Genomic DNA, 18349 nt, shown 5'->3' with positions numbered 1-18349 from the left:
GCCGGCGGATCATGACCGCTCCACCCATGTGAAAGCGCATCGGAGGGCGGCGAGTCCCCAAGGCTTTTTTTGCTGCATCGGCCGTACGAAAGGCGGGCTGAACTCCAGGCTACACGTTACCTACGACGGCGCCGGCAAGCCGCTCGTCATACTGCTGATCGACAGATGAGCAACCACACGGGCGCGCGGTTTATGCTGAAAACGCTACCGGCAGCCAAGACCATGATCGCGGACCGCGGGTATGACAGCGACTGGCTTCGCGAGGCGCTCGCGGCGCGGGGGACCAAGCCCTGCACCCCGCCCACCAAAAGCCGAAAGACGCCTCTCGGCTACGACAAGACGCTCTATCGCCAGCGCCACCAGATCGAGAACCAAGACCGCCGGCGCGTCGCCACACGCTACGATCGATGCGGCACGCCTTCTTCTCGGCCATCTGCATCGCAGCCGCCCTCGCCTTCTATGAGTTCTGAGTCTAGAGTTGCATTGGCTGCGAGATTGACGAGGATTCAGCGTCAATCGACGATGGTTGATCGGGTGGAGTCGATTGTGCTGCTTCGAGTTCGGGTTGAGGCTCGGCTTCTCTCTTTCGTCTTTCGGCTTCTTCGCGCTCGCGCTGTTCTTTCTCACGCATTGCTTTTTCTTCGTAAAGCGAAGGAAGCCCGCCGTAAGCCCGCAAAAACATCTCCATATCGAAGTCGCCAATGCCGGAGGCGAGCACCATGCTGAGCGCGGCGGCGTTGCAGCAATCGTCATGACCGCCTTTGCCATGGTCGATCCTATCTTTCCCCAGGGGCGACGTGCGCCGCTCCAGACCGACGAATTGAGTGACGAGGCGTTGATTATCCAAGAGCCGGGCGCGTCCGCTCGTAAACAGCGGCAGACAATCAAGATAGATTTGTGAGCGATCCCGTTCACTCACTTCATAAGTGACGCCACACTTTGAGAATGCGGATGCGACCCATTCGGCGCCATAACGGTCGCCAACTGCTTTCGTCACGCCATATTGGAGCATAGCGTCAACGATTTGTTGGGTCGCGGCGGTTGGATTGAACGGCGGGCGTATCTCGACCAGGCAGTCTAGCACGACCGTTCCATCGTATTCACGATGCGAGATTGCGGCGCAGTAGGAGTCGTGCACGCCCCCCGATGGATCGACCCCACAATGATAGACACAGCGACCATAACCAAGTGGCGGCCGCACCACGACGCCATTATCAACGGCGGCGTCAATCATTTCGTAAGACAACCAACCTGCAATGTCGTCGCGCCATTCCGCTAACCACTCGGCGCGCGCAGCGACGGGGTCTTCTTTGATGCGGCGATCAATGTCGGCTTGGTCGAGAGTCGGATTGAGCACAATGCTCGGCGCCTGAATTACCAGAACGTCGTCATCGTCCTGGCCATAGAATTCCTGATATTTGCGGTAAAGCAAACCGCTTTTTTTGTAGGGGCTCGATATGCCGATCAGTAATGAACCGGGCACGCGTGCCAAGCCAGGAAGGACGGCGCGATAAACCTCTTCATCTGGCGCAGCAAAGTTTTCATCGCGGAAGAAGGCGCATTCGTCCAGCACACAGCACAAGATCGAGCGCCCGCGCACTGAGCGGTGAGAGTTGGTCTGAACTGCTATGTCCACGCGGTTGCTAAGCTCGAACCCGGTCGCGGTCTCGCGCGTCACAAGGCTTTTGAGGGCGGGACATTCGGCGAAGAATGAGCGCGTGTAGTTGAGCGCAATCTTAGCTTGCTCCTTATCTACAGCTAAACAACTGACGATTGCGCGCTCGCCGGGGCGCAAGGTCGATGGATCGAATGTGGCGGCGATATAAGCGACGATGCCAGATGTTACGCTATCCTTGCCCGCTCCGCGTCCGCATACGCACCACAGTTCACGCACACGATGGCGCGGTGGATCACGCCCGCCTGAGACTTCGTGAAAGAACGTCAATTCCTCGGGGCCGAGAGGGATGGCGTAGGCGGCTTTCAAAATGACCTTCCAGCCCCACCAGGATATGCCCCGATACCAGGGCTCGAAGAGCGCCGGACTCTCGAAGGCGCCGACAATATCGAGGCGAGGACGACGGGCTGTCATTGCGCCGACTCCATATCGAGGAGACAGACGCCGAGAATATCGGCGAGCCGGTTGAGGGCGATGCGTCGTCGCGCTCGCCAAATGCGCCGGCGACGAAGCGTTTCACGGTCGAGGGGATGGCCTTCGCGCTGCCAGGGCCGGCAATTCGAGCTATGCTGATACATCGCCTATTCCAAAGCGTGGTTTCGACAGAAGCCTCGATATCGGGGCGATGGCAGGATCTGAGGCGCCGATTATTCTAGGCCTCCTAGACAGCCCCAGGATCCTCACTGGCGCCTTCGGATTGATTGGCAGATGTAGCGTGCTCATCGTCCCGCTCATCCTCAACCCTCCCGGCGAGAATATCGGCGAGCGACGGTCCGACGTCCTTCATCCGGCGCTCGAGGCCAAGGGATATGAGATCCAACCGCAACGAATTGAGCCAGGCGAGGGCGTGGTGGTCCGAGGCCTCGGCCATGTCGCCGCCGTGGAGAAGCTTCTCGCTCAGGAGATAGAGCCGGCAGGCTTTCAGGGCGGCGCTTTGGATGATGAGGCTTTGCGCAGGCGTAGGTTTCCCACCAACCTGATCGGACAGATCGGCGATCGTCGTGCGAAAGAGGCGCCCAACCTTGCTGCGCCGATCAACCGACGCTTGGATGATCCTCCGGTCCTTTGAGAACGGCCCGAGCGGCATATTGGATCGCTTCTTCTGTATCTGTCTCGCCATGGCTCAACAACGTTATAACATAACGTTATGTATGACATTGCGCTTGGAGATCAAGCGAATAAGGGCGATGAATTGCCCTTCCCCGCCTTCCCGGCGGAAATTTGCCAATCCAGCGCGCGCGAGGACTGCCGCGCGCTACGTCCGCGTTACGTAGAAACCGCGAGCGTGCTCTTTAACTACGCTAAGCTATGGATTTAAAAGGCGTCTGCTTTGCGCGACTCCTGATCACAGATCAGAGGACAACTGGCGACCGGGCGCGGGACAGGAGCGCCTACGGGAAGCTGCGTGCCGGTGGTGGTGGAAATTGTAACTGCTGAATCTCGGCGATGAAGCGGGTGCCGACGCCATGGAAGCACTGGAAGCATGACTTAGGCGTGAGCGTCTGTGTCTTTAGTCACGTCCTTGGCCATAAAGTCCGCCGGCAACGCCGCGCCGCCGTTGCGGGCGGTTCGCAATTTCAGACGCTTCATGCTGACACAGACGGCGGCGGTCGCCAGACTAGAGGCCGGTGCTGCAAGGAAACAGACACCCGCTCGCGGCTGACCGAAGTGCTGGCCGCATCCACCACGTCAGGGTGGTCAGGGTGGCGAAAATTAACCCTGACCGCCGAAACGCCCGGAAAACAAGGCGGAGTCAGGGTGGTCAGGGTGGTCAGGGTAGAAAGTATATACGTGCGCGAGGAAGCCGATATATAGCAACACTCTAGTGCACGCCTTCGCGAGTATATGCATTCCCGCGCGCAGTAGCGATTTATGCAAAACAGCCCTGCCCACCCTGACCGGCCCAGCAAAATCAAGGGTTATACGGCCAAGCAACCCTGACCGCGGTCAGGATGGCGCCCTGACCGAGCCTTGCGCAGTGCTTTTGAACGCTTTTTAACCATTGGCGTGGCTTTGTCAGACCGGTCGGCCCGGTCAGGGCACCCGTCTCGTCGTCAGCCCGGGAGTCGCCCGAAAATCGCTGGCGAGCCTTATTACGGCCGAGTCAAAGAACAATCGGCAATCCCCCACCCTGACCGCTCACGCGTCATCTGACGTCATCACCGCTCCATTTGACGCGTGGTCCGGCCGGCGCAGCGCGGCGCCAAAGAGCGCCTTCGTCGCTTCGAGCGCGCTGAGGGCAGGACGATCGACCGGCCATATGTCGTCCGCCGGGACGGGGACTTTCTTGCGCGGAGCTCCGCGGGACGCTTCGCCTTTGTCGCTGGCCTTGGAGGCTTTCGCCCCTTTGACATATCCTTGCCCAGCTGGACGACGCGGGCTGTGGTGCCACGCGCGATACGCCCAATCATTGGCCGTGACGCGGGCCTCGGCGCCTTCGATCGCCGCAAGCCAGCTTTCGGGATCAACCTGCTCGAAGAGGCGCTGATAGACCGCCTCGGCGATAGCGGGATCGTTCTCAAGGCGTTTCAAGATCTCCGGCGTCAGATGCACAATGCCCGTCACTATGATGCGGTTACAATCCAGGTCGAGCCGGATGACGGCGCCGACGGCCTCCGCCGCGGCGAGAAGGTCCGCGGGCGGTAGGTGCAGGGCCGCCGGGTCAATCGCGCCGCTTTTACTCATCGTCGCCGTCATCTTGCCAGTTAATGTCGAGGCCGAGCGCGGTCGAGACGTTGTCGCGGGCGTCTTCGAGGCTCCCCAACTGATAGGCGGGCGCCCGTCTCGTGTTCAGCAGGGCGCGCCACCCTCTTCGGTCGTTGTCGTAGACTTCGCCATCCAACGCGCCGGCCGACCTCTTTGGTCTGAACCCGGCCTCATGCAGGAAGCGGCCGAATTCCTCTCGGCTGATTGGGTAACGGTCGCCGATGGCCGCGATGAATGGCTTGTAGCTTTTCTCGTAGAGAACGTCGGTCGTTACGCACTCATGCCAGCACTCGACATCTGGCAGACGCCCTTCGGACGGCATGACATATCCGCGCATCAGCACGTCCACGAGCCATTTATGCTCATTGCGAAGCGAGAGCTTTTTCTGCTCCTGCAGCGCCTCCGTCTTTGGAAACGCCGTGACGTCGAAGCCATCCAGATTCATGTTTTGAAGCTCATGCAGCATCGCCTCGTAACCGCCGTTCTCGAGCTCCTCGATAATGGCGGCGAAATATTCGTGGTCGCCCGCCTTGTCGGCTCGAACAAAGAACACGCAGAAGCGTCGGGCGTCGAGCGAGGCGGGCACGACCCATTTCTCGTTGCTCGCCATCATCAGATGAATGTAGTTGGGGCTTTGCACGGTATTGCGAAATTTACCCTCGATCGCCAGCGTGGGCTCGGTTACGATGCCCTTCAGAACGCCGGTATGTGATCGATCGCCGGCAAAAAACGCTTCATCCGCGAATAGCAACACGCAGTCCTGAAGATGCGCATTGAAGTTGCCGGTCAGATGTTTCGCATGCGTAATATGCAGGCCGTGCTGTCCGAGCAGATATACCATCGCTCGCGCAAGGATGCCCTTTCCAACGCCTTCGCCGCCCTGCATTACGATTGCGACGCCGCCCGGCGTCGCCGGATGCTGGATCACGCGGGCCATCCATCGTTTGAGGTATTTATAGTAGCTGCGATTGCCGCCGCAGATGATTTTCAACATATGCTGCTTCATCCGGCGCCAGGATCCGCCGCGCTTCGCGACGACGGCAAAGCCTTTCCAGAGATTAAGCTGATTGTTGCGGTGACGGTTGCTCGGATCAAAGACAACGCCGCCCAAAAACTCGCGACGTCGCGGGCTCGTTAGCCAATAGGCGCCCAACGGGGTTTGAACCGCGCCGGCCGGCGTCTGAATGGTGATGAAGCGGTTGGCGTATGTGGTCTTAAAGTCGTAGGGTGTGAGGCGATCGTAGTAGTGCCGCTTCAGCCTCTCGTCGAAGTTATCCTTGAAGATCGTCGCCTTTCCGCCTTCCAGCACGAAGGAGTGCTCCCCATTGAGTTCGGCTATGGCGTCGTCGCCTGGCGGATGGGGTGGGCGCGGCCTCTTCGAGCCTTCTTCCGCTTCCTGTCTTTGCTCTTCCGCGTCGATCAGCTTGCCGAGAGGGCCAAGGGTCACGCCCTTAACTGCCTTAAGCTTAGCCAAAAGGCGCTGGAAGTCTGCTGGGCTGTTCCGCCTCATCAGCGCCAGCGTCGTAACCGCCTCGTAAGGCGCGCCAGCATCAGCGGCGCTGCGCGCAATCAGGTCTTCGCTGAAGCGGTCGCCCGCCAGCTTCATCAACTCGGCGCGCTCGGCCGGATCGATCTCGGCTTGCGGCAGGAGTTCGCACAGCGCCCGCACGGCCTGAGCCGCGCCCGCCGCCTCGACCGCCGCCCGGAGTGACGCATAGTCGTGGCGTAGCCTGTAGATCGTCTCCAAACCATGGGCGAAGCTCAGGACAAAGGCGCCGTCCCGCACCTGCCGTAGGACCGCGCTTGAGCGACTGTAAGAGGCGCCCTCGACAGGGTCAGGAATCCATAGGCCCTCGTAACGCGCCGGGTCGGCCAGCACGTCGCGCACGCTGACAAAGCCCGACCCGTAGTTCGAGAAATCGAGAACGGCGTCGGGTAGAAGGACGCCATCTGACCAATTACGCGCCATGCGCTCCGCGGTCTCGTGCGGGACGCCGCGCTCCACGGCCTCGCCGATGCGCTTCGCAATCCAGTCCGCCCGGATGCGGTCGGCTTCGGGCTTTAGCGCCTTCTCTGACGCGTCGAGCGCAGCCTGGCGGGCGTTCTGCTCATCGACGGTCAGGCCGAGGCACTGGGCGATACTGTCGAACGGCGCGGCGTCTTGGAGCTCGGGCGCCGGTCGATGCTGCGTAAGAGGCGCCTCGAGCTGTGGCGTCGCCTCGAAGCATAGGCGCTCGGGAGCAAATACGCTGCGATCAACGATCGACCGCTCAAGCAGCGCGCCGTTCTGGCTGATGATGTGCCAGCCCAAGCCAAGCGCCCAAGCGCGGTCGTGCATCGTATAGAGCAAACGCTGCGAGTCGGCGGCGTCGAGGACGAGCACATAGTCGTGCTCGCCGGCCTTCTGGAACTCCTCGCACGTATCGGCGCGATAGAGTCCGCTGGAGGTCGAGAGGCGCCGGACGCGGCCCGCGGCGGTGATGCCAGGGCAAATGTGCTCCAGCGCGCCCAGAAAGCCGCCGAGGGCGTCGATTTTCGCCCGGACGGCAGGTGGCATGCCCTTCGTGTCGTGGTCGATCAACACGAGACCAGGCGCGCCGGCCGTATAGGTGAAGCTCTCACGGCTGCGCGGCACGCCCTTGGTGGGATCAGCGCCTGCCTTACCCTTCACGGCGAGCGGCACGCTATCGGGCAGGTCTGGGCGTAGGCGCCCGAGGGTATAGGCGACGTCGGGCGGAGTCTGCTCGAGGATCTCTGCGAACTGGCGCCAATCGTCGAGCGGCATGCGCTCCATGCTGCCGCGAACCATATTCGCGGCTGGCGTGGACACGAGCTTGCCGTCTGGCCCGAGCTTGATGCGCTTCGACAAGGCGCCGTCGGCGTTTCGACAGCGGGTTAGTTCGATCGCCGTCAACGTCTCGTGCGGCACCCGCGTCGCGGACGGGCCGCTATGGCCATTGGTGGCCTTGTGGGCGGGGCTAGGCGTTTTCACCGGCGCCCCGCCCATCCGAAGGCGCGACCGCGCGCAACCGCCGGCAGAACGAGCGTCAGTTCGCGTTGCGCACGCGTGACGGCGGTGTAGAGCCAACGCCTGGCGTCGCCGCGGAAGCGAGCCGACTCGTCTTTGACCAGAACGCGGGGCCACTGCGAACCTTGCGCCAGATGGCAAGTCAGAGCGTAGCCGTAATGAAGATCATCACAACCGTCGGGCGCATGCGCGTCCGGGACGTCGCCATCGGAGGCGGCGGCTGAGGCGCGCAGGAGTTTCATATCGGCCTCGATCTCGACCAAATCGTCGAGCCCCTCGTGCCGGACCACGCCGCTCCAACGCTCTTCGTCGAAGTCGTCGGGCGCGACGCCGTAGCTCACCTCGACGATCAAGATCTCGCCATTGCACAATTCACGGCTGTCTGTGCGTGAATTCGATCTGCAGACGAGACGCTCGCCTTCCTGCGGCGCGTCGCCCGTGAAGTCCCGCAGGCGGCGCAAGCGCGCGTTGGTGATGATGCGAAGCTTGTTGGTGCCGACAATTATTTGATCGACGCCAAGGACGGCCTCGTCGGTCATGCCGCGCACGACGCGCACCACACCGGCTTCGTTCTGCTCGGCGAACTGTTGGATGTCGCGCCCCTCGCGGATGCTCTGCGAAAGGCGAATGATCGGGGAGCCTGCCGCCTGGCGGTGGATCTCGGACAGCATCGCGTTGGGCGCGCCAGTCACGAACAGCGACGGCCTTGCTTTAACTGGCGGCAGTTGGAAAGCATCGCCGATCGCCAAAACCTTAATGCCGAAGCTCATGATGCGCTCGGCATGGTCGTGCCGGACCATTGACGACTCGTCGATGATGATCAGCGACGGCCTCTGCTCGAGGTCGCGTTCCGAGAAAAAGTGCTCGCCGGTCGGCCGGAGGCCGCGATTCTCGGCCTCGTCGAGCAGCGCATCGAGGCGCGCTTGCAGCGCCGCGAGCTCCGCCCGATTTTCAGCCGGCGCTTTCATCAGCGCGTCGATATTCTCGCGCAGACGATCGACTTCGTGGCCGTTGAAGGAGTAGGCGAAGGAGTGGATCGTCTGGGCCGCGATGCCCTTGCTCTTCAAGACCGACGCGGCCTTGTTCGTTGGGGTCAGAACAACGGCGCCAGGGATCTCGCGCGCAAGGTGGGCGAGCAGCGTGCTCTTGCCCGTGCCCGCGTAGCCGAGGAGCCGGAACAAAAGCTCATCGCCGCTACACAGCCATCTCTTAATTTTGATCAGCGCGGCGTCCTGGTCGGCGGACCAAATTAGCGGCGGCTCTTTTGCGGCGCCTTGGCTTTCCGCGCCGTCAGCGTTATATTCGTTCTCGGTGTTTTCTGTTGAGCCGCCACGCCCAGAGAACCTTTTAGAGGGGTCCGTCTCCACCACGTGGAGGCTCGGGCCCCTCGCCGTATTCGACCCTGTCATAATGGAACCCCAAATTTTCCTCCGCAGTTTCGATTGATCGGGGGGCGCAGCCGTTGCTGCCCGCGCCCCTGACCTGGTGAATTTCCGCCCGCCTGGGCGGATAGAGATCAGGCCGGCGCTTCGTCGGCCTCGATCTCTTGCGCAAGGGGCGCGGCACGCTTCGACTCCGAAGTCTTGCGTCGGCGCCGTTCGACAGACCGCCGCTCCGCCTCGATCTCTTCCAGCTCCCTCGCCAGCCGGCCGCGCGGCGCGATGCGCAGCAAGCCCTCGTTGGCGATCCAAACGTCTCCGACGAGCGCGCCCGGAAGCTTTCCCTCCTCAAGCAACGCGTTAGTGTGACCCGGGCACAGCTTCACCACCGCGGATATTTCTGTAATGCCGGAAATCAGGCGCCCAACGTGCGAACGATCCCTATGACGCATGGTAGGGTCCTCCTTTGGAGTTAGCTCATTAGTATGTAGAAGCATGCTTTTCTTAAGCAAATAGACAGCAAGTGTGCAGCTAATAACTTCAGCTTCATTTGTCTGCTCGCGTCCGGTTATGGCCGGTTGTTTTTTACGAAAAAATCTTTTTCTTTAGAGTGGTTTTTTATACGCGCGGTTCCTGACGCCGTTGTTTTGGGCGATGCGGGATTACCAGCCGCCCTTTCGAAAAGAGCGTTAGCGGCCTTCCCTGGGGTGGTGGCTGTTTATGCGAGAGTTCGGGAGCTACGCGGCTCTCTTTAGCCGGAGGCTGCAACTGGGTTAGAAGCGGTTCCAGCACATTCGTCGTCAAGAACCGCACGACGGGCACGGCGACGCCATCGCCGACAAGATCATGCGCCGCGGCCTTGCCTGCCGGCAGGCGATAGTCCTCTGGCAACCCCTGCAGCCGCGCCGCCTCGCGCGGCAGGATCTTCCGCGCGTGCGCGCCGGCGTCATCAACGATCAGCAAGGTTTGGATCGAAGAGCCGCCCTTCGCGCAGCGTAGCGCATTGGCGAAACCATCGAGACGGATCTCGGCGCGCTGTTCCCCGTCGCGCATTCTGCGATTGACGGCGCCGATGATCGTCTCGCCTGGACGGCGGGCCGCCATCGCGGCTTCGAGCTTGGCTCGATGCGTCGGCGCCACGATCGCCAGCAGCCCGGCGAGACAGCGCGGATCTCCCCGCACGGGCTCTAGGACGTCGCTGAGCTCGATTGAGCGCGGCGGCGGTAATGGGAGCCGCCACCACACCCACGCCGCGCGTAAGAGCTGCGGAAGCCGTTCATACGCCTGCATAACCCCGACCGTGTGAAAAGGCGCGGTCGGGCCACGCTGCGCCACGTCGGCGGCGATAATGTCCGGCGCTCGCGCGCATATGATAAACAAGCGTCGTCGTGACTGTGGCGTAAATAGCGCGGCGTCGATCTCCAAGGCGCCGGTCATGAATCCGATCGATGCAAAGGCTTCGACAATAGCGACGAAGTCCGCGCCGCCGTTCGAGGTCAAAAGAGCCGGGACGTTTTCGATGCAGATGACGCGCGGCGCCCTGCCCTCGGCGACGAGCTCGCGCATCAGCCGGAAGAATGGCCAGAATACCCCGCTGCGCTCCGCATTGAGTCCGGCGCGGCGGCCGGCGAGAGATAGATCGACGCACGGCGGAGAAGCCCACGCGAGCGCCGCATGGCCCGGAAGATCGGCCGCGGTCAGCGTCCCGATGTCGGCCAGGCGGAAGCCCGCGGCGCCATGGTTGGCGACGTAGGCCGCCGCTTTGGCCGGGTCGTGATCATTGGCGAAGGCGCAATCCATCGCGTCGCCGAGCGCCAGGCGCGCCATGCCGGCCCCGGCGAAAAATTCATAGAACGCGGGCCGCATTTTACATAGGCTCCGTCAGCCAGCGTATCTCTTCCAAATATTCTTCCTCAGTCTCGAATATTATTGTTTCCCAGCGATCGAAAACTTTCGCCATGGCAAAACGTTTGCCGACCGGAATTTCTAGGTCTATATGCGGTCGGACTAACCACGTCCGATTGCCGACATGGACGATCACCTGGCCAGTATATTCCTCATCCGAGAGCTTTTTGATATGCGAATAATATGGTTCGCTGCGCCATATGTCTGGAAAGTCGGGGTCAACATACATCGCTAATCCATATGCGCCATCGGGGTCATAGGTCGCAACCATTTTACATACGCTCGGTTTCCATTCCTCGCCGAAAAAGTCACAGTAGCCGATCAACCAGAAGCACTGGAATTTTTTACAATAGTCTGGTCGATCGGCGTGATAGACCGCGCATCCATTGCCAGGCCGGCAATGCGGACACCAACCAAACCCCGGTGAAATCTCAATGTCGAAAACCCTACAACACAATGAGCAATCGCCGCATGTTCGAGCTAGAAACTCGGTTTCGATTGCGTCGCTTTGCATTTGATTTCCTCTCTTGAGGGAGGCCGCGTGACCGGCCGCGCCCGTCCTGTGTTTATGCCGTGGCGGAGTTACGTTAACTGGCGCGCGCGCTCGATCTGAACGTCGCCGGTCGAGCGAGGAGAAAACAGGACGATCTCGGATTCCATCCGATCGTCATAAAATCCCGCGACGGCGGGCTTCGCGACCGTCGCCTCGATCACGATCGGTTTAGGAACTGCGATACCCCTGTGACCGTGTGCGAAACCCTCGGCAACTTTTCGGTTAAGCGTCCAAGACAACCCAATCGGGGCATCGCCTGATTGTCCGCGATAGACGATCATCCTCTCGGGGAGTGAGTGATACCTGGCGCAGTCTTCGGCGCTCATATATTCAGAGCGCCAAAACTTCTTATGCAGATGGAGACGCTCCTCAAACGCCCTGTGCGGAATGCGGTCGAAGCCGTTCCATTCCTGATGGAACGCCCGCCAGAAAAGCCTCGGCTCCATGCTGTCTGCCAATTCCAGAAAGGCCCAAGATCGACTCTGCGACGAGACCATGCCCATCCAGGCGCGCAGAGTCTTGAGGGCGTTGTCTTCATCTCCTATCCTTGCCGCCGCAAGGAATTCGCTCTGTCGGCGGGAGCGGAGTCCTCCAAATGTTAGATGATTGTTTGCTTGCATAACTTTCTCCTATCGAAGCGCCAGCCGCTTCGCGGAAAGCGCCAGCACGGGCGCGCTCGACGAAACGCCCCTCGATCAGCGGTCAGCGGTCGTCGCCTTGCCGGAAGCGATCGGGTTTCACTCGGCGGCCTCCTGATCCGGCGGGAATTCGCGGCGGAGTCGTCCAAGCAGCACCTCGCCAAGCAAGTCAGCTTTCTTGTCGCCCAGGGCGGCGCGGATTGTATTGGCCATTGTCAGCGCGTCGGCGGTTGGATCGAAGACCACGCCATCGCTGTCCTGATACAGTTTGAGCTGCGCTTCCACGCGGGCGAGCTCTGCACGCAGTTCCGCATTCTCGGCGCGTAGCGCCTCGGCGTCGCCGTGGGTATCATTGGCGCCGCGATGACCGTCGGCAGCGGGTTTCTCGTCGCGTTGCTTCGCGCTCTTCCTAGACTCGGCTTTAACTTTTTTCGGCGCAGCTTGTGGCGGGCGGCAGGCTGAACGGGTCTCCCGGTCCGCAGCCTCGGCGACCGGCGCGGGTCCCGGTGGCGGCTCTGTGGCGTCGGCACCCGTCTCGGCAGGGACCCTATGCGCGGTCCCATGCGTAGCCTTTTCCGCCGCTTTCTCTGCATAATTGCAGGCGCTCCGGGCAGGATCCTTTATCAGCGTTATTGCGAAAGTGACAGCCATTCTGCCCGCGTCGATTTCAGCCAGCATCTGAGCTGTGCCGTGGTGGAGAATCTTCACCGCGTCAGTTACGAGGCGTCTTGAGACGCGGCACATCTTTGCAGCTTCGTCCTGTGAGATTTTTTTGCGCAGATCTGCGCAATCTTGCAGTTTAGCTGCTGCCATGGCGCGCTGGCTTTCGTTAAGGTGGCGGCGATGAAGGTTCGCCGACAGCACAAAGCCAAGCGGATCGTCGCCTTCATATTCCCCAAAGTGCGGTTCCACGCCCGCAGCGTCACAGCCGCGAAGCCGGTTCCTGCCCTCAAGGACGATCCATTCGCTATCCTCGCCTTTCATGCGTATGATCGGCTCCCGAAGCCCATTGGCGCGAATGTCGGCGACGAGCGCTGCGAACGCCTCCCCCTCGATCAATGGGAACAGGTTCGCTGCCCAGTGGAATTTATATTGATCCGTCATGGCCGTTTCCTCACTTTCCTCGGCCGCGACAGCCGCTTGGTGAAACGCACTACGATGCCGCTCTGCGAAATCATGGGATTTGGTAATCTCCTGTCTGCTCCAGCGATGCGCGGCATGGCTGGATATGCTTCAGGAGGGTTTGCGGTGGGACCGGCTCGGCCAGCCGCCAAACGAACCAGGCGTAGTCCATCGTCGTTGAGGCGGTGGCGTCGAATCGGCACGCGCTCTACGAAAGGCGCGACGATGTGGGGCGGATTTGCCGCGAAAAGCCGGCGATAGCGTCCGACCGCGTGCAAAAACTGACCGCGGGCAAAGATGGCGACGCCGATGCTCGCGCGTAGCAAGGCGCAAGCTGCGAACTTTTCGGCAAATCTGAAGGGCGGGTTGGTGATAATCCAATCCGGGACCGCGCAGGCGGGATGGCGATAGTCAGCGCGCAGAAAATCCAGCCTCGCGGCCGAGGCGTCGGCGCCTTCATATTCTGCGATGTCGGACTGATGGACGGTCCCAAAATACTCCGTCAAGGCGCGCGCCATGTGGCCGCCGCCACACGCCGGCTCCAGCGCGGAGCGGGCGGTGCAGTCGCCCAGCACATGCTCACACAAAGCCCGCGTCGCCCAGGGCGGCGTTGGGAAAAAACCGAGCGACTTCCGCGGCTCATGGCGAATGGCGCCGCCGTCATACATGCGGCGAGGATTTTTGCGGAGACCGTCAGACATCGGCCGCCCTCCGCGGCCGGCCAGGACGCCGTCGCTCTCCTGAAGCGGACGGGGCGGGTTTTGGCGGGAGTTGGGGCTTCGATGACGCCGCCGGCGCTGCTGCTGGCGCCTCCTCCGCGGCGGCGGCCTTAGCGACCTTGCTGATTACCCAAGCATCGAGTTCAGCGCGCCCGCGATATTTTCTGCGGTTGATCACGGTCGGCCGAGGGAACCCGAGTTTCGGGTTGGCGTCCCAACGCGCGAGCGTGCGCAGACTCACGCCTAGAAATTTAGCGACCTGGGGATTCGGGATAAGGTCTAGATTGCTCGCCCGATTGAGAAGCGACGGGTTGTCGAGTTCGGGTTTTACCATTGTCGCAACGCTCCAAAAGCACCCATAAAGGGCGCTTCGATTTTGATGGAGAGTTGCGTTTTCGCCCTTAAAAGGGGACCTGGAGCCGGAGCCGCAAGGACTCTTTCAAGCTAGCATGACCAGGCGCTTTGTTGAATCACGACGCCCGTGGGCGGCGGATGTTGGCGGCTCTATTAAAGAGCAAAAATCGAAGGTCGATCGGTTCGTGTCTTTCTTTTTTGGGCGATTGCGGGCGAGCCGCCACCAACAAGGGAAAAACTAGGACCGGCCGTGTCCAGTGGCAAGGGGCGTTTGTGACCGCAAAAACTATTCGGTGAAAGCCGCCTCAGCATCGCACATCGCCGCCGTGCTCGTGATGGTCGCCTCGACATGCGCCGCCCATTTGTGCAGAGCCGTGCGCTTCTCGGCGGCGTAAGTGTAAACGTTGTAAGTCGCCGCCACGCCTTTGATGACGCCGCTACGGTGATTCAACACGGCCTCGACGATATGTGGCTGAACCTCAAGTGAGGCCATGCCGCTGGCTGCTGTGCGGCGAAGGTCGTGGTAGGTCCAGTGCGGGATCGGCCCGGCGTCGGGGTCTTCGCGGCGCTTGATCGCCGCCATCGCCGCGTCGAGGCGGGACTTGGCGCGGCTGAAACCGTCTACAGGCCCGGCGCCCGTGGTCGTGAACACGAAACCCTTGGCGCTGGCGATGCGCGGGAGGGCTTCGAGCATGCGCAGCGCCGGCGCAGCGAGGGGGATCAAATGCTCGGCGTCGTTCTTCACCCGGTCGCCGGCCAGGAGCCACGTCGCCGACGCGGTGTCGATCTCGGCCCTGGTCATCGCGCGAACCTCGTCGCGACGGGCGGCCGTCAACAAGAGAAGCTGCGCCAGCGGCCCGAAGGGCCATCCAATCTCGTCGCAGGCGGCCCAAAACCAGCGAATTTCATCGGAAGTCAGGATGCGCCGACGGGCGCGCTCCTTTGCCGGCGGCTCGAGGCCATCGACGGGCGACGTCTCGATCAGGTCCTGTTTGCGCGCCCAGTTGAAGAACAGGCGCAGCAGGCTCAATGTTCGGTTGGCGACTATCGGCGCGCCGCGGTCGGCGATGTCCTCGACCATGCCGCGGATCTCGGCGCGGGTGACCTCAGCGAGCTCTCGACTGCCGAGCTTTGGCAGAACCTCGACCCGCAGCAACCGCTCGGTCTCACGCTGCGACGCCGGGCGCATATTGGGCCGGACGTGCTTGGTGACGAATCGATTGGCGATGGCCGCAACATTCCCGACGCCTGGCGCCCTTGCGGCAGCCCTCTGTGCGTTTTTGAGAGCGCAAGGATCTTCGCCGCGGGCGACCGCGACAAGCGCCGCACGCGCCAATTCTCGGGCCGTGCCGAGTCCAATGGCGATGGGGCCGAGGGTGAGATTTCTCGGGCGGCCTTCGAACCGGTAACGCAAGTTGAAGCTCTTGCTGCCGGTCGGCCGTACGGTCAAAAACAGGCCATCGCCATCGGGGACCTCATAGGGTTTGGCCTTCGGCTTCAGGTTCTCAATCGCCTTGACGGTAAGCTGCTTTGATTTCTTCCCGCTCGCCCGCTTGTCCACCTTGTTCCCCATCACGTAACCCCCACGTAACCCACGGGGGCTGGCTGGCCATGTCCGCTTGCGATGCTGACATAAGCCGATAATCATTGAATAACAAGGAGGAAGTGGCGATATATAAGGTAGAGGGATGCAGCCACGACCGGCTATAACCGGTCACTGCTACTGTCTTTTAATCAGGGGGTCCTGGGTTCGAGTCCCAGCGCGCTCACCAACAACCCCACATATAGGCATTGTGAGAACGGTTCTCGGAGCGGTTCAACGACCGAGGACGTGTTCAAAAAGGCGCTTTCGCTATCGGTCGAGTTCGGCATAGTGGCGGAATATGCCGCTCTCGTTGAAAGCGATGCGCCGGTCGCTCTCGAGATAACTGCGAATGCGCGGGCGTTGCGCAACCGCTTGGCGCAGAGCGGCCACTCCCGGGCAATCCGCGAGCACGGCGTTGGCGGCTCGTGGAAATGCATAGAGTAAGCCCTCTGTGACCTGGAACAGCGAAAGATCCGCATAGGTCACACGATCACCGACAAGATAGGGCCCGTCTTCTCGCTTACGTGCGGTAATTTCCTCGAACCAGCGGAGGTATTTTTCGATCCTGTTTTCTCGAAAGTCGCGCGCCCGGCGCAGCGCCTCGGGCTTTTGTTCTTCATAATATAAATGAGCGCCCAGGGGATGGTGCGCGTCGTGAGCCTCGCTGACGAGATCGGCGATCGTGAGCTGGATTTGATGCACCCAAAGCCTCTCCGCCTGGTCTGTCGGCGCCAAGCCATGACGCTCGCCGAGGTAGAGAAGGATCGCCGCCGTCTGGCCAATGAGGACATTCCCATGTTTCAGGAAGGGCGGCGCAAAGGGCGGGTGGAGGAGATCCGACCGCTCGAGCAAAGCAAGGAGGGTTTCTTCAGCGCCGGGCTCACGCGCCTTGTCGACGTAAGCGACCCCCGCCTCTTCCAGAGCCAGCCGGACAAACTCTCCGCGGCCCGCAATGCCCGGCCAATAATAAAGCTCATAACTCATCGCTCGACGCGCCGACGATTGCGAACCCACCAATAAACGCGGCGCGCCCGCCCTCCGTTCCTGCGAGCGGTTAGTGAGAACGCGCTCGAACAATTGCTGCGCCTAATCATCCGCTTGCGGTCGAACGTAGGGCGATTGGAAGGGTTAAATTAGACACGCGCCGACGATGAATAAGGGGCAACGTCGCGGTAGAGCAGCGCCGCACCAAGCGCGGGATGCTGTGATCAGGTTAGCAAAAATCAGATTTTGGACATAACCTTGGCGTAAGAGGGTCGGCGCTCCGCTGCAAGCTACTGAAAATGACCCTCGAAAAAGACAATCGCTCGCCTCTTTCCGCCTCCCACCAAATCGAGCGTTTGCGTGCGGAGCAATTTTCTCACATTGCCCGGCACACGCCCGGGGTGATGCTGGCGAATATTTGCAACGCCACTGTCTTTATGGCGGCCTCGTGGGATCGACCCTACCGCATTGCCGCCTTGTGCTGGGGCGCGCTTGTCATCGCGATTGCGTCCTTCGTCTTCCTGCGCCGCAAGACCCGGCGGACCTCGACTTACAGGCCGGCCGCTTCATCATCCCGACGTGGCGTCTACCGGGCCGTAGGCTACGCGGCGGCGCTCGGCTCTTGTTGGGGGGCCCTTCCCTTACTGTTTTTGGACCAGGCAAGCGTGGGCGGCAAGCTGCTGATTGCTTGTCTGTGTTCCGGGATGTTGGGCGGCGGAGCCTTTGTTCTGGCAAGCATACCTCCAGCAGCGGCGGCGTTCTCCGGGCCCATTGCGCTCGGATCGTTCGCAGCCTTGCTCGCTAGCGGCGACAGAGACTATCTGCTCACCACCATCGTTCTTGCCGTTTACAGTGCGGTCTTGATGCGGGCCGTCTGGAATTATGCAGAGGGGCTCGAGCGTCGGGTGAAGACTCAGGTCGAGGCGGAGAGCAAGGCAAGCGAACGATTGGCGAGGCTGCATGCGTCTGGCTTGCATGCGCTCGGAGGCATGGCCAGCGGCTTGGCGCATGAAATCGCGCAGCCTCTGGCGGCCGCCTCCGCCTACGTCGAAACCTCCAAACGCCTCCTGCGCGAGCCCACCTCCGAGGCGCTGCCTTTAGTCGAGCGCAATCTTCAAGGCGCTTCGGAGCAAATTGGACATGTTGGCGACATCGTCGACCGCCTTCGTCACTTTCTCTTGGAGGGAAAGCCCTCTTCGAGCCTTGTCCACCTGCGCTCGCTCATCGAGGAGGCGTGCAGAGCCAATCGTCGCGCCCTGGAAAACGCCAATGTGCGCGTGCATCTCCGGCTCGAGGCGACCAAGGACGCCGTACAGGCCGACCGCGTCCAGATCACGCAGGTCTTGGCAAACCTTCTCAGAAACGCCATCGACGCAATGGAGGGCGTCTCGGACCGCTCGATCATGATCGCCTGCGTCAACGAGGACGACTGGGTGCGAGTCGACGTTGCTGATTCAGGAGCGGGCGTCGACGAGGGCGTGCGAGAAAGCCTTTTTGAACCGTTTATGACGACGAAGCCTAAGGGGATGGGCGTCGGCCTCGCCATGAGTCGCTCTATTGTCGAGGCGCACGGAGGCCGCATCTGGATGGAGCCGAATGCAAAAGCGGGATCAACCTTCAGTTTCGTCCTGCCGTGCGATCGTTGTGCAGAAGCGTCGATAACGACTTAACAAGCAGACATCGTGCGGCGGCCTCCAGAAG

The 18349-nt window shown here is 61.4% G+C and carries 15 protein-coding genes and 1 pseudogene; 2 read left to right on the top strand and 14 right to left on the bottom strand.

Translation table 11 applies throughout. The features are described 5' to 3' along the window. Window positions 1-165: 165 nt before the first annotated feature. Window positions 166-438, top strand: a pseudogene (locus tag ACETII_RS12115) (transposase); the annotation flags it as partial. Between the two features lie 34 nt (window positions 439-472). On the opposite strand, the gene ACETII_RS12110 reads toward ACETII_RS12115, so the two are convergent. The 14 genes from ACETII_RS12110 to ACETII_RS12045 form a co-directional block, all read right to left on the bottom strand. Continuing rightward, window positions 473-2089, bottom strand: coding sequence for a terminase (locus ACETII_RS12110; RefSeq protein ID WP_472785638.1), 1617 nt, complete (start codon window positions 2087-2089; stop codon window positions 473-475). Further along, on the bottom strand, window positions 2086-2253 hold the full coding sequence (locus tag ACETII_RS12105; RefSeq protein ID WP_472785637.1) for a hypothetical protein: 168 nt from the start codon (window positions 2251-2253) through the stop codon (window positions 2086-2088). The genes ACETII_RS12110 and ACETII_RS12105 overlap by 4 nt, the downstream gene beginning before the upstream one ends. Before the next feature lie 83 nt (window positions 2254-2336). Beyond that, window positions 2337-2795, bottom strand: coding sequence for a hypothetical protein (locus ACETII_RS12100; protein WP_472785636.1), 459 nt, complete (start codon window positions 2793-2795; stop codon window positions 2337-2339). A gap of 1019 nt (window positions 2796-3814) precedes the next feature. Further along, window positions 3815-4360, bottom strand: a complete 546-nt coding sequence (locus ACETII_RS12095; protein ID WP_472785635.1) for a hypothetical protein — start codon at window positions 4358-4360, stop codon at window positions 3815-3817. Next, on the bottom strand, window positions 4353-7373 hold the full coding sequence (locus tag ACETII_RS12090) for a DUF5906 domain-containing protein (RefSeq protein WP_472785634.1): 3021 nt from the start codon (window positions 7371-7373) through the stop codon (window positions 4353-4355). Before ACETII_RS12090 ends, ACETII_RS12095 begins: the two co-directional genes overlap by 8 nt. After that, window positions 7370-8818, bottom strand: coding sequence for an ATP-dependent DNA helicase (locus ACETII_RS12085; RefSeq protein ID WP_472785633.1), 1449 nt, complete (start codon window positions 8816-8818; stop codon window positions 7370-7372). The genes ACETII_RS12090 and ACETII_RS12085 overlap by 4 nt, the downstream gene beginning before the upstream one ends. Before the next feature lie 107 nt (window positions 8819-8925). Then, window positions 8926-9081: a hypothetical protein gene (locus ACETII_RS12080; RefSeq protein ID WP_472785632.1), complete on the bottom strand. Its 156-nt coding sequence runs from the start codon at window positions 9079-9081 to the stop codon at window positions 8926-8928. Window positions 9082-9406: 325 nt separating this feature from the next. Next, window positions 9407-10654, bottom strand: coding sequence for a DNA cytosine methyltransferase (locus ACETII_RS12075; RefSeq protein WP_472785631.1), 1248 nt, complete (start codon window positions 10652-10654; stop codon window positions 9407-9409). Between the two features lies 1 nt (window position 10655). After that, window positions 10656-10964, bottom strand: coding sequence for a hypothetical protein (locus ACETII_RS12070; protein ID WP_472785630.1), 309 nt, complete (start codon window positions 10962-10964; stop codon window positions 10656-10658). Window positions 10965-11275: 311 nt separating this feature from the next. After that, a complete protein-coding gene (locus ACETII_RS12065; protein WP_472785629.1) occupies window positions 11276-11866 on the bottom strand; it encodes a hypothetical protein in 591 nt (196 codons plus the stop codon). A 117-nt stretch (window positions 11867-11983) separates the two neighbouring features. Continuing rightward, window positions 11984-12988: a ParB/RepB/Spo0J family partition protein gene (locus ACETII_RS12060; protein ID WP_472785628.1), complete on the bottom strand. Its 1005-nt coding sequence runs from the start codon at window positions 12986-12988 to the stop codon at window positions 11984-11986. Continuing rightward, entirely contained in the window at window positions 12985-13707 is a 723-nt protein-coding gene (locus tag ACETII_RS12055) for a hypothetical protein (protein ID WP_472785627.1), read from the bottom strand. The genes ACETII_RS12060 and ACETII_RS12055 overlap by 4 nt, the downstream gene beginning before the upstream one ends. 658 nt (window positions 13708-14365) lie before the next feature. Then, a complete protein-coding gene (locus ACETII_RS12050; RefSeq protein ID WP_472785626.1) occupies window positions 14366-15652 on the bottom strand; it encodes a tyrosine-type recombinase/integrase in 1287 nt (428 codons plus the stop codon). Between the two features lie 279 nt (window positions 15653-15931). Next, window positions 15932-16648, bottom strand: coding sequence for a glutathione S-transferase (locus tag ACETII_RS12045; protein WP_472785625.1), 717 nt, complete (start codon window positions 16646-16648; stop codon window positions 15932-15934). A 299-nt stretch (window positions 16649-16947) separates the two neighbouring features. On the opposite strand from ACETII_RS12045, the gene ACETII_RS12040 reads away from it, so the two are divergent. Beyond that, window positions 16948-18318 (top strand): sensor histidine kinase, encoded by a 1371-nt coding sequence (locus tag ACETII_RS12040; protein ID WP_363346225.1) that lies wholly within the window; start codon window positions 16948-16950, stop codon window positions 18316-18318. The last annotated feature ends 31 nt before the right edge of the window (window positions 18319-18349 follow it).

It is taken from the genome of Methylocystis sp. NC52PC, assembly GCF_055698645.1.
This window is presented reverse-complemented; position numbering and strand designations above follow the sequence as displayed.